Origin of the sequence: Halomonas beimenensis (assembly GCF_002549795.1) — a bacterium.
GTDB lineage: Bacteria > Pseudomonadota > Gammaproteobacteria > Pseudomonadales > Halomonadaceae > Halomonas > Halomonas beimenensis.
On the sequence record NZ_CP021435.1, the window covers coordinates 3,032,921 to 3,048,698 of the forward strand.

Genomic DNA, 15,778 nt, shown 5'->3' on the forward strand with positions numbered 1-15,778 from the left:
CCGGGACTATGTCTCCCCCAATAGGCCGAGGCTCGCCGCCGGGGCCTGCCGCCGCAGTCCCCGGGACAGCAGATGGCCGATGCCGCCGACCAGCAGCGCCCCGCCCAGCGGCAGCCCCAGCCACAGCCAGGGGTGCCAGCGCGGCGTCAACTCCAGCCAGCCCCAGTAGAGCCCGGCCACGGCCAGTTCCGCCAGCCCCGCGGCGAGCAGGCCGCTGGCCAGCCCCAGCAGGGCATACTCGGCACCCTGCACCCGCGACAGCAGCCGGTTCCCGGCGCCGAAGACCCGCAGCAACCCGGCCTCGTGGGCACGGACCGGCAGGCTCGCGGTCAGCGCCGCGTGAAGCACGCTGACGCCGGCCAGCAGTACGAAGGCCAGCACCAGCTCCACCGCCCGGGTGACCTGGGCCAGGACCTCGCGGACCCGCTCGAGGATGGCCTCGACATCGAGCAGGGTCACGCCCGGGAAGTCGCGCACCAGGCCGCCCAGGGTCTCCCGGTCGCCGGGGGCGAGGTGGAAGGCGGTGATGAAGCTGTGGCCGAAGCGCTCGAGCACCCCGGGCGGGAAGATCACGTAGAAGTTGGGCCGGAAGCTGTCCCAGTCCAGGTCGCGCAGGCTGGCGATCTCGCCGGTGATGGCGTCGCTGCCGATGGTGAAGGTCAGGGTATCGCCGAGGCTCAGCCCGAGGCGATCGGCCAGGCCGCGCTCCAGCGAGATCGGCACCCGGGTTCCCCCCTGCCCCGCTTCGGCGGCGTCGACCCAGCCCCCGGCGCCCCGGCGCTCGTCGGGCTGGAACCATTCGCCGGCCACCAGGCGGTTGCCCTCGGGCAGGGTGGCCCGCCAGGTCAGGTTGAGCTCGCGACGCAGGGCGTTGTCGCCCCTGGCCTCCTCGGGCACCGCCTCGCGGGGCAGACGACCGTCGATGGCGGTGATCCGTCCGCGCACCATGGGATAGAGGGCGCTCGCCTCCTCGGTGGCGTCGGCCAGGGCGGCCTCGAAGGCGTCACGCTCGCCGGGCTGGATGTTGATGGCGAAGTGGTTGGGGGTGTCCTCGGGCAGCTGATCGCGCCAGGCATCGAGCAGGTCGCCGCGCACCAGGGCGATCATGGCCATGGCGAAGAAGGCCACCGAGAAGGCCAGCAGCTGGCCCAGGCTGTTGCCCCGGCGCCGCGCCAGCTGCCGGCCGCCCAGGCGCAGGGCCTGCCACGGCCCCGCCTCGTCGCCTCGCGGCAGCCGCGCGCAGAGCGCGAGCAAGCCGGCCAGCAGCGCCCCGCCCAGGCCCCAGAGCCCCGCCGCGGCCAGGGCCCCGCCGGCGAGCAAGGCCAGCGACAGCGCGAGATCCCCGGAGTAGAGCCACAGCAAGGCCCCGAAGACCAGGCCGGCCACGCCCACCACCGCCCAGGCGGAGGCCGGCAGCGGATCCAGCTCCCGGCGCAGCACCTTCAGGGCGCTGACCCGCCGCAGGCGCAGCAGGGTGGGGCCGGCGAAGCCGGCGAGCACGGCCAGGGCGGTGAGCACGCCGAGGGCGAGCGGCATGAGCCCGGGGGGCGGCAGCTCCACCGCCACCAGCGCGCCGAGCACCGCCAGCAGGACCGCCTGGCCGGCCAGTCCCAGCAAGGCGCCCAGCGCCGAGGCCGCCAGCGCCAGCCACAGCAGCTGCAGGGCGAACAGCCGTACCAGCTCGCCCTGGGAGGCGCCGAAGCAACGCAGCAGGGCGGCGGTGTCCAGGTGGCGCTCCACGTAACGACGGGTGGCCATGGCCACCGCGACCCCCGCCAGCAGCACGGCGGCCAGGCCCGCCAGGCTCAGGTAGCGATCGGCGCGTTCCAGGGCGCTGCCCAGCCGCGGCCGGTCCCGGCGCACGTCGCGGACTTCCACCCCCGCCGCGCGAAGCCGCTCGAGCCGGGGCGTGATCCGCTCCACGGCCTCGGCGGGACCGGCGGCCAGGATCTCGTACTCGATGCGCGAGCCGGGCTGCACCAGGCCGGTGGCCTCGAGATCGTCGACGTGCATCATCAAGCGCGGATTGAAGCTGCCGAAGCCCGCCGAGGGGTCGGCCTCACGCTCGATGATGCCGCTCACCACGAGCTCGGCCTGTCCTAGGCGCAGGGCGTCGCCGACCGCCAGGGCGAGCAGCAGGGCCAGGCGCGGGGCGACCCAGACCGCGCCCCGGGCGGGACCGCGGGGCAGTGACTCGGTGCCCGCGCCGCGATCGACCACGGACACCCCATAGTGGGGATAGGCGTCATCCACCGCCTTGACGCTCACCGGCTGGAAGGCCTCGCCATGGCTGACCATGGAGACCATGTCCACCTGGTCGGACAGCGTCAGGCCGGCGCCTTCCAGGGCCGTGCGCAGTTCGGCCTCGAAGGGCCGCGACTGCTCGAGGACGATGTCGCCGCCCAGCAGCTGGCCGGCCTGGCGGGTCAGGCCGCGCTCGAGGCGATCGAGGAAGAAGCCGATCATGGTGGCGGCGGCCACCGCCAGGGTCAGCGCCAGGAAGAGCGCGCGCACGTCCCCGGCCCTCAGGTCGCGCCCGAGCCCCCGCCAGGACAGCCGCAGCGCGTGCAGGTGACGGCCCCTCATGCCCCGAGTTCCTCGGCCTCGGCCACCCGCAGCCGTCCCTCGACGAGTTCCAGGCAACGATCGCAGCGGCGGGCCAGGGCCCGGTCGTGGGTGACCAGCACCAGGGTGGTGCCTGCCTCGCGGTTCAGGGCGAAGAGGGTGTCGATGATGCGTTCGCCGGTGGCCGGATCCAGGTTGCCGGTGGGCTCGTCGGCGAACACCAGCTCGGCGCCGGTCACGAAGGCCCGGGCCAGGGCCACCCGCTGCTGCTCGCCGCCGGACAGCTGCTTGGGCAGGTGATCCAGGCGCTCGCCGAGGCCCACGCGGCCCAGCCAGTCGCGGGCCCGGGCCTCGGCATCGGCCCCCGGGGCGAGCTCGAGGGGAAGCAGGACGTTCTCCAGGGCGGTCAGGGTCGGCAGCAGCTGGAAGTTCTGGAAGACGAAGCCCACGCGGCCGGCCCGCAGGGCGGCCCGCCCGTCCTCGTCCAGCTCCCCCAGCGACTCGCCGAACAGCCGCAGTTCCCCGGCGCTCGGGGCGTCCAGTCCGGCCAGCAGGCCGAGCAGGGTCGACTTGCCCGCGCCGCTCTGCCCGAGGATGGCCAGGGACTCCCCGGGGAACACCTCGAGGTCGAGATCACTCAGAATGGTCAGTGAGCGCTCGCCGCTTTCCACCCGCTTGGTCAGGTGAGCGGCGTGCAGAATCGGAGAACGGTTTCCTGGCAAGGAGTTGGACATGAGAAAGCGCATCCCTGTTGGTCGATCCCGAGGAACTCGAGGCCTCATCCCCGTGTTCCTGTGGGGCCTGCTGGCGATGCTGCTGGCGGCCGCCCCCCTGGCGGCGGCCGAGCGCCCCCTGGTGCTGGTGATGGGCGACAGCCTGAGCGCCGCCTATGGCATCGAACGCGAGGCCGGCTGGGTGCACCTGCTCGCCGAGCGGCTCGACGGCAAGGCCCGGGTGGTCAACGCCTGCATCAGCGGGGAGACCAGCAGCGGCGGTGCGGCGCGTCTCCCCGAGCTGCTCCGACAGCATGCCCCGGATATCGTTCTGTTGGAACTCGGCGGCAACGATGGACTGCGCGGCCTGCCGCCCGGCCAGCTGCGCGCCAACCTGGCGACGATGATCGAGGCCAGCCGGGCCGCCGGGGCCGAGGTGCTGCTGCTCGGCATCGACGTCCCGCCCAACTACGGCCCGGCCTACCGCGACGCCTTCACCGGGGTCTTCCAGCGGCTGGCGGATCGCTACTCTGTGCCGCTGGTGCCCTTCCTCCTGGAGGGGGTCGCCCTGGACCACGGGCTCATGCAGGCCGACGGCATCCACCCCACGGCGGCGGCCCAGCCCGCCATCCTGGCCAATGTCTGGCCGGCGCTGGCCCCCCTGCTGGAGGCCGACCTGGCCCAAACCGAAGCAGCGCACTAAAGCCGGCCGCTCCACTGCCGATAGTCCCCGGTAGAGCTGGGCAGCCTCGCGGCGCCACATGCCTGGCGCCGTTTGCGAGATGGACCACCTCTACCATGGCCCAGCCACCTCACTCTTCCTTGTGCTGCTCGCGCCGAGGCTTTCTCGGCGCCGGCCTGGCCTTTACGGCCACGCCCCTCCTGGGAGGATGGTCAAGCCGGGCAACGGGTAGCCTCAACCCTGCCCAGTTGCGCCTCACCATGCACTCGCGCTATGGCGGTCGCGGCCGTGCCATGCTGGAAGAGTGGTTCCGCCTGCTCGACCGCCTGACATCCCAACCATTACGGACCCAGCTTCGCGATACCAATGACTTCTTCAATCGCCGCATCCTCTGGCTGGAGGATATCGATATCTGGGGTCATGAGGATTACTGGGCCACACCACTGGAGACCATGGGCAGAGCCGAAGGCGACTGTGAGGATTATTCCATCGCCAAGTACATCACCCTGAACCGCCTTGGCGTACCGACGCGGACGTTGCGCCTGATCTATGTTCGAGCACGCATCGGCCGCAGCCAGATCACCCAGGCCCATATGGTGCTCGGCTACTACGAGACGCCCGCCAGCGAACCCTTGATCCTCGACAATCTAGTGCCCTCGATTACCCCTGCGTCTCAGCGAGTCGATCTGGACCCCATCTTCAGCTTCAACAGCGATGGCCTCTGGGCCGGCGGTTCGACACAGTCACGTGCCAACCCGGCTCAGCGCCTGTCCCGTTGGAGCAGCGTGCTGACCCGAATGCAGGAGCAGGGTTTCCTATGATGTCACCCCACCCCCTTACCAGACATGCCATCGAATCAACGCGGAAAACCGCCAGGGAGTGGCCCCCATGTCGCTGATCAAACACCTTTGGTTAACTGTTCTTTCCATCCTGCTCCTGACCTTGGGGGGGAGCCTGGCCGTGGGCCTGACGGTGCTGAGGGATTACACCGAGCAGGAAATCCGCGTCAAGAACAGCGATAACGTCAATGCCCTGGCACTCTCCATGAGCCAGTTGAGCCAGGATCCGGTGAGCCTCGAGCTGTTGATGGCCGCCCAGTTCGATACCGGGCACTATCAGCTGATCGAGCTCCGCAATCCCGAGGGGGAATTGATCGCCCGTCGCAAGGCGGATGGCACTATCGACGGCGTGCCGAGCTGGTTCATCGAACTGGTACGCTTCGAAGTGCCACCGAGTCGGGCGGTGATCCAGAGCGGCTGGCAACAGTACGGGAGCCTGACACTGCAGAGCCATCATAGCTTCGCCTATCACTCCCTCTGGCATGGCGCCATTCGGCTGATTGCCTGGTTCGGACTGGCCGCCGTCATCGGCCTGGTGCTCGCCGGCTGGATCGTCCACACCATCCGCCGCCCCCTCGCGGCGGTCACCTCCCAGGCCAGCGACATCGGAGCCCGTCGCTTCACTAGCCGCCCCGAGCCCCGAACCCGAGAGTTGCGCCAGGTGGTGCAGGCCATGAATCAGCTCTCCGCGTCGGTGCGCCAGATGCTGAGCGATGAGAGCAACAAGCTCGACAGGCTACGCCGTCGCGTGCAGCAGGATGAAGTGACCGGCGCCCTGAACCGTGACGCCTTCCTCACCCAACTGACGACTCATCTGGAAAGCGACGATGAGCGAGCCAGCGGCTGTCTCGTGTTGGTGCGCCTGGCACGTCTGACGGAGATCAATCAGGCCCTCGGACGCACCGGTACCGACTCGCTACTGAGGGCATTGTGCGAGAGCCTACGCAGGCTGGGCGACACTCACGGCGGAGGCATCGTGGGACGCCTTAACGGCAGCGACTTCGCCTTGTTGATCCCCGGCGGCGAAGCCCCCGAGGCTCTGACATCGGCCCTGCTGGGAGAGCTGAAGGCCCTACGGCACGGCGACGCCTCGGCAGGACCGGGACTGCCATCGGCACTCTGCCACTATGCTCCCGGCGACCCGGTCGGCGAACTGCTGGCGGGCCTGGACGGTGCCCTGGCCGCCGCCGAGACTCAGGGCGATCTGGGCCTGCAGTGGGTCGAGGCCCAGCGACGCGACCTGCTGTATACCACCCACGCCGAGTGGCGTCACGCCCTGCTTCAAGCTCTCTCCCGGGGGGCGCGACTCGCCAGCTTCCCGGTGCTCGATCACAACGGAGCGCTCATCCATCATGAGTCTCCCTCACGGCTCTATCTCGAAGGCGAGTGGCGAGCGGCTGGCACCTTCATGCCCTGGATGTCTCGCCTGGAACTGACCAGCCAGCTGGATCTGGCGGTGACCAGAACCGCCATCGCCACCATTGCGACGGAGCGACGGCCGATGGCTGTCAACCTGTCTCCGGCCTCGATTCACGATGCGCATTTCCTGCTCGAACTCAGCGCGCTGCTCAGGGCGCACCCCGATGAGGCCGGCCGACTGTGGCTGGAGCTGCCCGAATCGTTGGCCCTTCGCGACCTGGAGAGCTTCCGCAGCCTGTGTCGAGAGCTGCAGCCGCTGGGCTGCCGCATCGGCCTGGAGCATGTCGGCAGTGAATTCACCCGCCTCGGCGACCTGCAGGACAGCGGCCTCGCCTACCTGAAGATCGACCGCAGCTTGATACGGGGCATCGATACCAACCCCCAGCAGCAGGCCATCGTGCGGGGCATGGCAACGCTCTGTCACTCCCTGGGCATCCTGGCCATCGCCGAAGGTGTGGGCAACGATCTCGAATGGGAAACGGTGATCGACATCGGCCTGGATGGCGTCACCGGCCCCGGCGTCCGCCAGCCAGACCTGCAGATGGCCTGATCATGATCCGGCATGGGGGACGGCGTTAGATGACGTCATCCCCTTCCGCCATCAGACCCACATGGTTGATGCGACTCCTCAGGCTCTGCCGCGCTATCAGCTTGTCCCTTGCCGCATCCGGCAGGTCGGTAAAGCGGATCACCCCCTTGTCCATCAGTAGATGGATCACGTCTTCCAGCACGCGAACGAAGTCGAGATCCGAGCGAGTCATCTCATCATGTTGGCCCGCCCTGTCAAGAAAGTCTCTCAGCCCCTGATCACGACTCTCCACGAATTCCGTACAGTCCTCATCCTCGATCTTGCTGACCTTGATGATGCTACCGCTATCATCGCGCTTCACATACATGGCGTTCATTCCATTCAAAAAAACCGCCCGGCACAACCGGGCGGTGATCTTAGGCAAGGGGTGAAGACGCGTATTCTACTGATCGATATTCAGTTGACCACTGGCCACCATCTTGGCGATCAGGTCTTCACCATCTCCCGGCGATGCGCCGAAATCACTGAAGGACTGGCCCTCCAGACGCGTCACCTGGTCGGCATTTTGCTTGTCGCCACCCAGCTCGCCCTGTGAGTTCAGGTACAGTACGGTATCGCCGTCTTCCTGTTCGGCGACGATATAGCTGCTGAGATCGACCGCCGATTCTTCTCCCTGGAGCAGGTCGGCCACATCCAGCACATCATCGCCTTCGGCGAAGTCCTTGACCACATCGGTGGCAGGAGCGCCAATGGTTCCCTCATCTCCAAGCTGCCACTGGAACACATCGTCACCCTCTTCGCCGATCAGGAGATCGTCTCCGGCACCGCCGATCAGGACGTCCCCCTCCTCTCCGCCTTGGAGGGTATTGGCACCGCCGTCTCCATGGACGAACGCCTCACCGGACTCGGCAAGATAGCCGATGGGCTTGACGGCGAACTCCGAGTCGCCGCTGGAGTTTCCATCGAAGGCGATATAGCTGAAGGAGTCGTCGCTGGTGATCTCCACTCGACCATTCGAGGCCTCGACCGGGGACGGATCTCCGATGCGATTGCCGTCGCTATCGAAAAGCGAGTAGGTCGCTCCATTCAATTCGCCCTTGATCGAGAAGGTCATGGCTTCCAAGGGCTGTGTGACCTGGATCAACAGCGCCTCGTGGCCATCGATCATCCCGGGGTCATCCTGATGGCCATTGGAGCGATGATCGACGCCGAAATACCCCTCCGAATCCTTCGGCGCCCCCTTGGTGGAGCCACTCCCTTCCATGGCATCACCCTTCAGACGACCGCCGTGACCATTGTTGGCGTAGGTGCCGGTATTGCCATTGCCCCCGCCATTGCCGCTGGTGTGGGCCGCGACCCCAGCGATAATGCCGTCGACACTCGGCGGCTCGAAGGTCTCGGCAGTCGCCACCAGCAAGTCGTCGCTATCACCGCTACCGAGATTGCCGGCGGCATCGGCATAGCTGTCGTCGTCGATGGTGGCGGTGGCATCTTCTCCGGGCTCCCCGGTCGCGACCACGGTACCGGTCCAGAGTGTCGAGTCGGCGCCATCCTGACTCAGCTCACCCTCCAGCTCCAGTCCATCAAGCTGCAGCAACTCGGCTACCTGCTCAGCCGTCAGCGGCTCACCCCCGTCCGCTCCGTGAGCGATCTCGCTGAAGGCAATGGTAATCGCGGTCGACGCTCCCTCGATCAGCGGCTCACCCTGGTTACCCAGGGTGACATCGACGGTAGGCGCACTGACATCGACGTCGTAGTCGCGCTCGGCCTCGGCTCCGTAGGCGTTGCCGGCGTCGTCCTCGCCGCTGACGCTGGCCTCGACCCGGTCGTGGTCGGCCAGCACGCCGCCCGGCACCTCGATGGCGTAGTTGCCGTCGGCGTCCACCGTGCCGGTGTAGTCGTTGCCGCCCACGGTGAGGGTCACGGTGTCGCCCTCGCCGGCGTCGCCGCCGACGCTGCCGGTCACGGTGATGGTCTGGGTGGCTTCGTCGCCGTTGATCACGTCGTCGCCGGTGAGGGGATCGATGCCGATGCTGGCGTCGGCCTCGGTGTCGACGGCGTAGTCGCGCTCGGCCTCGGCCCCGTAGGCGTTGCCGGCGTCGTCCTCGCCGCTGACGCTGGCCTCGACCCGGTCGTGGTCGGCCAGCACGCCGCCCGGCACCTCGATGGCGTAGTTGCCGTCGGCGTCCACCGTGCCGGTGTAGTCGTTGCCGCCCACGGTGAGGGTGACGGTGTCGCCCTCGCCGGCGTCGCCGCCGACGCTGCCGGTCACGCTGATCGGCTGGCCGGCTTCGTCGCCGTTGATCACGTCGTCGCCGGTGAGGGGATCGATGCCGATGCTGGCGTCGGCCTCGGTGTCGACGGCGTAGTCGCGCTCGGCCTCGGCCCCGTAGGCGTTGCCGGCGTCGTCCTCGCCGCTGACGCTGGCCTCGACCCGGTCGTGGTCGGCCAGCACGCCGCCCGGCACCTCGATGGCGTAGTTGCCGTCGGCGTCCACCGTGCCGGTGTAGTCGTTGCCGCCCACGGTGAGGGTGACGGTGTCGCCCTCGCCGGCGTCGCCGCCGACGCTGCCGGTCACGCTGATCGGCTGGCCGGCTTCGTCGCCGTTGATCACGTCGTCGCCGGTGAGGGGATCGATGCCGATGCTGGCGTCGGCCTCGGTGTCGACGGCGTAGTCGCGCTCGGCCTCGGCCCCGTAGGCGTTGCCGGCGTCGTCCTCGCCGCTGACGCTGGCCTCGACCCGGTCGTGGTCGGCCAGCACGCCGCCCGGCACCTCGATGGCGTAGTTGCCGTCGGCGTCCACCGTGCCGGTGTAGTCGTTGCCGCCCACGGTGAGGGTCACGGTGTCGCCCTCGCCGGCGTCGCCGCCGACGCTGCCGGTCACGGTGATGGTCTGGGTGGCTTCGTCGCCGTTGATCACGTCGTCGCCGGTGAGGGGATCGATGCCGATGCTGGCGTCGGCCTCGGTGTCGACGGCGTAGTCGCGCTCGGCCTCGGCCCCGTAGGCGTTGCCGGCGTCGTCCTCGCCGCTGACGCTGGCCTCGACCCGGTCGTGGTCGGCCAGCACGCCGCCCGGCACCTCGATGGCGTAGTTGCCGTCGGCGTCCACCGTGCCGGTGTAGTCGTTGCCGCCCACGGTGAGGGTGACGGTGTCGCCCTCGCCGGCGTCGCCGCCGACGCTGCCGGTCACGCTGATCGGCTGGCCGGCTTCGTCGCCGTTGATCACGTCGTCGCCGGTGAGGGGATCGATGCCGATGCTGGCGTCGGCCTCGGTGTCGACGGCGTAGTCGCGCTCGGCCTCGGCCCCGTAGGCGTTGCCGGCGTCGTCCTCGCCGCTGACGCTGGCCTCGACCCGGTCGTGGTCGGCCAGCACGCCGCCCGGCACCTCGATGGCGTAGTTGCCGTCGGCGTCCACCGTGCCGGTGTAGTCGTTGCCGCCCACGGTGAGGGTCACGGTGTCGCCCTCGCCGGCGTCGCCGCCGACGCTGCCGGTCACGGTGATGGTCTGGGTGGCTTCGTCGCCGTTGATCACGTCGTCGCCGGTGAGGGGATCGATGCCGATGCTGGCGTCGGCCTCGGTGTCGAGCCCCTTGCTGTCCTGATCGCTAGCCCGATTGCCGGCCGCATCCATGATTGTGGCGACAACGCTGACCTCGGTATCAGCAGTGGTCACCGCCACCTCGATACTCAGGCCGTCATCGAGCATCGCCTGGGTGACGTCCCCATTGAACAGCTCATTGCCCTTGTCGTCTGTGACCACCAGGGAATCGCCCAACTCGGTGCCTTCCTCCAGGGTCACCAGGGTGGTCACGGTGCCGTCTTCGCCGATCTCTTCCCGATTGAAAACGCCGTCCTCGCCGGCCCCCTGCAGGGTCACGGTCACGCCTGGAGACTGAGTATCGGGCTCGGGCTCGGGCTCCGGTTCGGGTTCCGGTTCGGGCTCAGGTTCCGGCTCCGGTTCGGGTTCGGGTTCCGGTTCGGGCTCGGGTTCCGGCTCCGGTTCGGGTTCGGGTTCCGGCTCCGGTTCGGGCTCCGGCTCGGGCTCCGGCTCGGGTTCCGGCTCCGGCTCCGGCTCCGGCTCGGGTTCCGGCTCCGGTTCCGGTTCGGGCTCCGGCTCGGGCTCGGGGTCGAGCTGCGTCACCTCGAGAGCAACCGGCTCGGGTGTGGTGGGTGGGTCGGAATCCTCGCCCTCCTGGGCATTGCCCAAGGCCAGCCCGGCCTCCGGAGTCTCCTCGATGATACGCGCCAGGCGCACGAAATCATGTCCGCTTCCGGCGCCCGGACCACCACCGCCACCGGCGGCGGTAGCCTCCAAGCCTTCGAGCAGGTCACCTTCGCCCTCGTTCAGCGCGGTCAGCAGGGCCTCCAGATCGGCATCCTGGACGCTGCTGGCCTCCACATCCGGCGAGGTCTCGGCATCCACCTCGGGTGTCATGGCGACTTCCTGACCACCCTCGATAGCCACGGGCGCCAGGCCATCATGGAAGTCGAGGTGTACGATGCCGTTATCGGAGGTAACCAGCACCTCGCCCTCTCGCAGGAGGTCGCCGACGCTCAACTCCCTCAGGTTGCCATCGGCGTCTCGCGCCCAGGCCTGACCGGTAATCGATTGAATGGTTGGCATTGCCATAACGAATTTTCCTTTGCATAAGCCTTGACCGTGCCGAGCGGGCGGCCTTGGTCCTTGTATTACTGATAAAAGATGCTATGCAAGGCGAGGAAGGAAACCTATCGTACCGATGGCCTAGGCGGCCATCGCTGCGATAGGGCGGGACCGATCAGGCATCGACGGTCTCCGATCGGGAGAGGTGCAGCACCAGCTGCATGCGATCTCGCACCTCCAGCTTGCGGAAGATGGCGCTGAGGTGGCACTTGACGGTGCGATCGCTGATCGCCAGGTGCCGAGCCACCTCCTTGTTGCTCTGGCCTTCCGCCACGGCCAAGGCCACGGCGCGCTCGCGCTCGGTCAGGCGCTCAAGCCCTTGCTGACTGCCCCGGGGGGCGCCGCCCAAGGCACTGAAGCCGGCGCCGACGACGCGGGAGACCAGCTCCGGCCCTACCCAGAGCCCCTCATGGGTCACCACCGTGGCCACGCGGTGCAACACCTCGGGATTGGCCAGGGCATGCACATAGCCCCGGGCGCCAGCCTCCAGGGCCTCGAGCCCCTGAGCCTGATTGGGTCGGTAGGAGAGCACCACGACCGCCGCTCCCCGTTGACTCCACTGCCGTACCAGCATCGGCCACTCATCGACTCGCTCGGAAACCCAGACCAGGCCGCTGCTCCCCATCTGCGACCGGGCCTGTTCTACCGTGCCGCACTCGCCTTCCGGGAAGGCGGCCTGCCAGCGCGGGAGCGTCTCTTCCCCATGAACCACGATAAGCGTCTGTTCCATGCGATCACCTTTCGGATAGGGCGTTGCCAGCGCCACGCAAGATCGGCTTGAGGAGGTATTCCAGTACGCTGCGCTTGCCGGTGATCACATCCACCTGGGCGGTCATGCCGGGGATGATGGTCAGCTCGCGGCGCCGAAAGCCGGCCAGGCTTTCCTCGGTTGCCCGCACTCGAACCAGATAGAAGGTGTTGTCATCATCGTCGGCGATGGTGTCGGCGCTGATATGCTCGAGCTCCGCCTCGAGGCCGCCATAGATGGCATAGTCATAGGCCGTCAGCTTGATGGTGGCGGGCTGCCCGGGGCGCAGGAAGGCGATATCCCGTGGCGCGATTCGCGCTTCCACGAGCAGCAGCTCATCCTCGGGAACGATCTCCACCACATCCTGGCCGGGCTGGGCGACGCCCCCCAGGGTATTGATATGCATCCGCTGTACGACCCCGTCCACGGGAGAGCGAATCTCCGCCAGGCGTACCCGGTCCTGCAGGCCGGCGCTCGACTCGTCTAGCGCCGAAAGCTCGCCGACGGCCGATGCCAGCCGATCGCGCCACTCGCCGCGTTTCTCCAGCACCACCTCACGCAGCCGAGCCTCGGCCTCCTCCACCGCGGCCTCCAGCCGGGCCACCTGGGACCTCGCCTGGTTGCGCTCGCCGGAGGCCCGAGACACTTCTCGCTCGAGCCGCAATACCTCCACTTCGGAGACGGCGCCGGCCTCCAGCAACGGACGAGTCAGTTCCAGCTCGCGGTTGACCATCCGCAACTCACGGCTTGCCGTATCCACCCGCGATTGGGCCTCGTTGAGCTCCTCCCGGCGCTGCTCGAGCCGTTCCCGCGCGATATCCCGGGCCTCCTCCAGTTCGGCGCGACGACTCGCGTGGAGCTCCCGCTCCTGGGCGACGAGCTCCGGTGCCTCTTCCACCAGCGCCGCCCCCGGCCGGAATGGCTCACCGTTCACCAGGGCGCGCAGGCCGGCGATCCGGGCCTGCAGCGCCTGTGCCTGGGCACGATTCTCGCGAAAGTTCGCCACGAAGCGGGTAGGGTCGAGACGCATCAAGAGCTGCCCTTCCTCGACCCGCTCGCCCTCGCGCGCCAGGATCTCCTGCACCACGCCGCCATCATAGGACTGTACCTTCTGGAGCTGCGAGGAGGGGATGACCCTCCCCGCGCCCCGGGCCACCTCGTCGAGCTGGGCAAGGAAGGCCCACCCCGCCAGCAAGATCAGCGACAGGAAGACGACATAGAGCAGCCCCCGGGCACGCAGCGGCTCCTGCTGCAGGCGCGCCCAATCGGCGTCGCTTGCCCAGTCGCGATGAAGGTGGAGTGACGACACCCCTCGCGCGAAGAGACGATCGATCAAGGGACGCATCGGCTTGCCGCCCCGCAGGGAGAATTGCCCGATGGCCTCGAAGCTTCGTTGTTCCAGAGATGACGGCCGGGACTCGGTCATGCGCCGGCCCTCCCGATCTGACCACTCCGCAGCGCGGCCATCACCTGGTCCTTGGGGCCATCGGCAACGACCTGGCCGGCGTCGACCACCACGATGCGCTCCACCAGGGCAAGCAGCGAGGTACGGTGAGTGACGATCACCAGGGTCTTGGCCTGGGCATACTCGCCGAGACGCTTCTTGAAGGCTTCCTCGCTGGCATGATCCATGGCACTGGTCGGCTCATCCATCAGCAGCACCTGGGGGTCGCTGACCACGGCACGGGCGATGGCCACCGCCTGGCGCTGCCCGCCGGACAGCCGTTGCCCGTGTTCACCCACCGGCAGGTCGATGCCCTGGGGGTGGCTGTTGACCAGCGGCGCCAACCCGCTGATCTCGCATGCCTTGAGCAGGGCCTCGTCATCCACCCCCTGGCTGCCGCCACCGACGACGATGTTCTCGCGCAGGGAACCGAAGAAGAGGGCGACGTCCTGGGGGACGTAGCCGATGTGTCGACGCAGTTCGTGGGGGTCGAACTGGCGGATATCGACGCCATCCAGGGTCAGGGCGCCGGCGGTGGGCTGGTAGAGCCCCAGCAATAGCTTGTTGAGGGTCGACTTGCCGGAGCCGACTCTTCCCAGGAGGGCCACCTTTTCGCCGGGACGGATCGACAGCGACAGGTCACGGAGCGCCTCGCGCTCCTCATCCGGGTAGCGCAGGCTGACCCGCTTCGCCTCCAGGGCCCCCTCTACCACGGGGCGCGAGACGAAGGCCTTCTCCTCGGGACGCTCCACCGGCGTCTCCATCACCTCGTCCAGCGACGAAAGCGCCGTGGAGGACTGGTGATACTGCGCCAGCAGGGCCGCCGCCTGACTGACCGGCGCCATGGCCCGGGACGAGAGCAGGTAGGCGGCGATCAGCCCGCCCTGGGAGAGGTCGCCGGCGATGATCAGGTAGACGCCGATGATGATCACCGCGACCGCCACGGTGTGTTGGGCCCAGAGTGCCACGCTGGACACCGAGGTGCCGATCAGCCGGAGCTGGGCGGAAGTCCTGGACAGGTAGGCGGTCGCCTTCTCCCAGATGGCCTGCAACCGGCTCTCGGCACGCAGGGTCTTGACCGTTTCCAGGTTACCCAGCGACTCCACCAGGGAGGCATTGCGCTGGGCACTGACTCGCCAGGTGGTCTCGGAAAGGTCGTGCAGCTTGCTCTGGGCCGCCAGGGCATAGAGCAGCACGAAGCCGATTCCCGCCACGATGGGCACCACCAAGGGCACTCCGATCCAGGCCACGATCGTCACGAACAGCAGCACGAAGGGCAGGTCGACCAGGCCCACCACGGTGGCCGAACCGATGAACCCTCGCACCGACTCGAAGGATTGCAGGGTCGCGGCGAAGGAGCCGGTGGAGGCCGGCCGCCCCTCGAGACGCATGCCCAGCACGCGCTGCATCAGGCTCGCCGACAGCTTGACGTCGGCGCGGCTGGCGGCCAGGTCGACGAAGGCCGCCCGCAGCAGCTTGAGCAACAGATCGAGGCAGAGCACCAGGAAGATGCCCACGGAAAGCACCCAGAGGGTCTCCGTGGCTTGATTGGGCACGACCCGATCGTAGACGTTCATGACGAACAGCGGCATGGCCACGGCGAAGAGGTTGATCATCACCGACCCGAGGAGCACGTCCCGGTACAGGGGACGGTTCTCGGCGATCACGCGCCAGAACCAGTGCCCCTTGTCTTCACGCTTGACCTTGCTGCCCCGGCTATCGAAGCGAAACTTGGGACGCACATAGATCAGCTGCCCGCTGTACCGCGCTTCGATGTCCGTGAGGTCCAGTCGTACGCTGGCCCCGCCAAGCTCCGGGTAGATGACCTCGGCCTCGGCGGCCTCGTCATCCAGCCCCACCAGCACACAGGCGCGGCCGGGCTCCAGCAACAGGATCGCCGGCAGCAGGTCTCGATTGATCTGCCCCAGTGCCGCCCGGCCGTGACTCGCCGACAGGCCGGCGCGGGACGCTGCTCGGGGCACGATGCCGGGGGTCAGCTTCCCCTCTTCCAGGGGCAATCCCCCGACCAGGGCCGTGAGGCTGGTCTCGTGATCATGGGCCTTGGCGATGATCTGCAGGCAGCCCAGCAAGTCGTCCTGAGGGAAGGCCCGCGAGGCCGCCAACGCCTCTTTCGCATCCGTCGTCACTGTGCAAGATTCCCAAACCGATTCCGCAG

Annotated in this window: 10 protein-coding genes; 3 read left to right on the forward strand and 7 right to left on the reverse strand. The window is 68.2% G+C overall.

Annotated elements, in window-relative coordinates:
• Positions 1-6 precede the first annotated feature (6 nt).
• Both BEI_RS14145 and BEI_RS14150 read right to left on the reverse strand, forming a co-directional pair.
• Positions 7-2,586, reverse strand: coding sequence for an ABC transporter permease (locus tag BEI_RS14145; protein WP_097790123.1), 2,580 nt, complete (start codon positions 2,584-2,586; stop codon positions 7-9).
• Positions 2,583-3,299 (reverse strand): ABC transporter ATP-binding protein, encoded by a 717-nt coding sequence (locus BEI_RS14150; RefSeq protein ID WP_379802259.1) that lies wholly within the window; start codon positions 3,297-3,299, stop codon positions 2,583-2,585. The genes BEI_RS14145 and BEI_RS14150 overlap by 4 nt, the downstream gene beginning before the upstream one ends.
• Between BEI_RS14150 and BEI_RS14155 the strand changes: the two genes are divergently transcribed.
• The 3 genes from BEI_RS14155 (at position 3,298) to BEI_RS14165 (ending at position 6,768) form a co-directional block, all read left to right on the forward strand.
• Positions 3,298-3,981, forward strand: a complete 684-nt coding sequence (locus tag BEI_RS14155; protein WP_097790125.1) for an arylesterase — start codon at positions 3,298-3,300, stop codon at positions 3,979-3,981. The genes BEI_RS14150 and BEI_RS14155 overlap by 2 nt on opposite strands.
• 272 nt (positions 3,982-4,253) lie before the next feature.
• Positions 4,254-4,781 carry a transglutaminase-like cysteine peptidase gene (locus tag BEI_RS14160; RefSeq protein WP_338035682.1) on the forward strand — a complete coding sequence of 176 codons (528 nt, stop codon included), beginning with the start codon at positions 4,254-4,256 and terminating at the stop codon, positions 4,779-4,781.
• A gap of 67 nt (positions 4,782-4,848) precedes the next feature.
• The gene (locus BEI_RS14165) at positions 4,849-6,768 is read left to right on the forward strand and encodes a bifunctional diguanylate cyclase/phosphodiesterase (RefSeq protein WP_097790127.1); all 1,920 of its coding nucleotides are present in this window, start codon (positions 4,849-4,851) and stop codon (positions 6,766-6,768) included.
• Positions 6,769-6,793: 25 nt separating this feature from the next.
• Here BEI_RS14165 and BEI_RS14170 read toward each other — a convergent pair whose 3' ends face one another.
• The 5 genes from BEI_RS14170 to BEI_RS14190 form a co-directional block, all read right to left on the reverse strand.
• Positions 6,794-7,171: a tryptophan synthase subunit beta like protein gene (locus BEI_RS14170; protein ID WP_227644484.1), complete on the reverse strand. Its 378-nt coding sequence runs from the start codon at positions 7,169-7,171 to the stop codon at positions 6,794-6,796.
• Positions 7,172-7,189: 18 nt separating this feature from the next.
• On the reverse strand, positions 7,190-11,377 hold the full coding sequence (locus BEI_RS14175) for a retention module-containing protein (RefSeq protein WP_153045798.1): 4,188 nt from the start codon (positions 11,375-11,377) through the stop codon (positions 7,190-7,192).
• Between the two features lie 148 nt (positions 11,378-11,525).
• Positions 11,526-12,140 carry a response regulator transcription factor gene (locus tag BEI_RS14180; protein WP_097790130.1) on the reverse strand — a complete coding sequence of 205 codons (615 nt, stop codon included), beginning with the start codon at positions 12,138-12,140 and terminating at the stop codon, positions 11,526-11,528.
• 4 nt (positions 12,141-12,144) lie between these two features.
• The gene (locus BEI_RS14185) at positions 12,145-13,584 is read right to left on the reverse strand and encodes an HlyD family type I secretion periplasmic adaptor subunit (protein WP_097790131.1); all 1,440 of its coding nucleotides are present in this window, start codon (positions 13,582-13,584) and stop codon (positions 12,145-12,147) included.
• Entirely contained in the window at positions 13,581-15,749 is a 2,169-nt protein-coding gene (locus BEI_RS14190; protein ID WP_227644485.1) for a type I secretion system permease/ATPase, read from the reverse strand. Before BEI_RS14190 ends, BEI_RS14185 begins: the two co-directional genes overlap by 4 nt.
• Positions 15,750-15,778 lie beyond the last annotated feature (29 nt).

What these genes read in the sequence shown, in the direction of transcription:
- BEI_RS14145 (WP_097790123.1), bottom strand. Translation starts at nt 2,586, where the DNA reads ATGAGGGGCCGTCACCTGCACGCGCTGCGGCTGTCCTGGCGGGGGCTC.
- BEI_RS14155 (WP_097790125.1), top strand. Translation starts at nt 3,298, where the DNA reads ATGAGAAAGCGCATCCCTGTTGGTCGATCCCGAGGAACTCGAGGCCTC.
- BEI_RS14150 (WP_379802259.1), bottom strand. Translation starts at nt 3,299, where the DNA reads ATGTCCAACTCCTTGCCAGGAAACCGTTCTCCGATTCTGCACGCCGCT.
- BEI_RS14160 (WP_338035682.1), top strand. Translation starts at nt 4,254, where the DNA reads ATGCTGGAAGAGTGGTTCCGCCTGCTCGACCGCCTGACATCCCAACCA.
- BEI_RS14165 (WP_097790127.1), top strand. Translation starts at nt 4,849, where the DNA reads ATGTCGCTGATCAAACACCTTTGGTTAACTGTTCTTTCCATCCTGCTC.
- BEI_RS14175 (WP_153045798.1), bottom strand. Translation starts at nt 11,377, where the DNA reads ATGGCAATGCCAACCATTCAATCGATTACCGGTCAGGCCTGGGCGCGA.
- BEI_RS14180 (WP_097790130.1), bottom strand. Translation starts at nt 12,140, where the DNA reads ATGGAACAGACGCTTATCGTGGTTCATGGGGAAGAGACGCTCCCGCGC.
- BEI_RS14185 (WP_097790131.1), bottom strand. Translation starts at nt 13,584, where the DNA reads ATGACCGAGTCCCGGCCGTCATCTCTGGAACAACGAAGCTTCGAGGCC.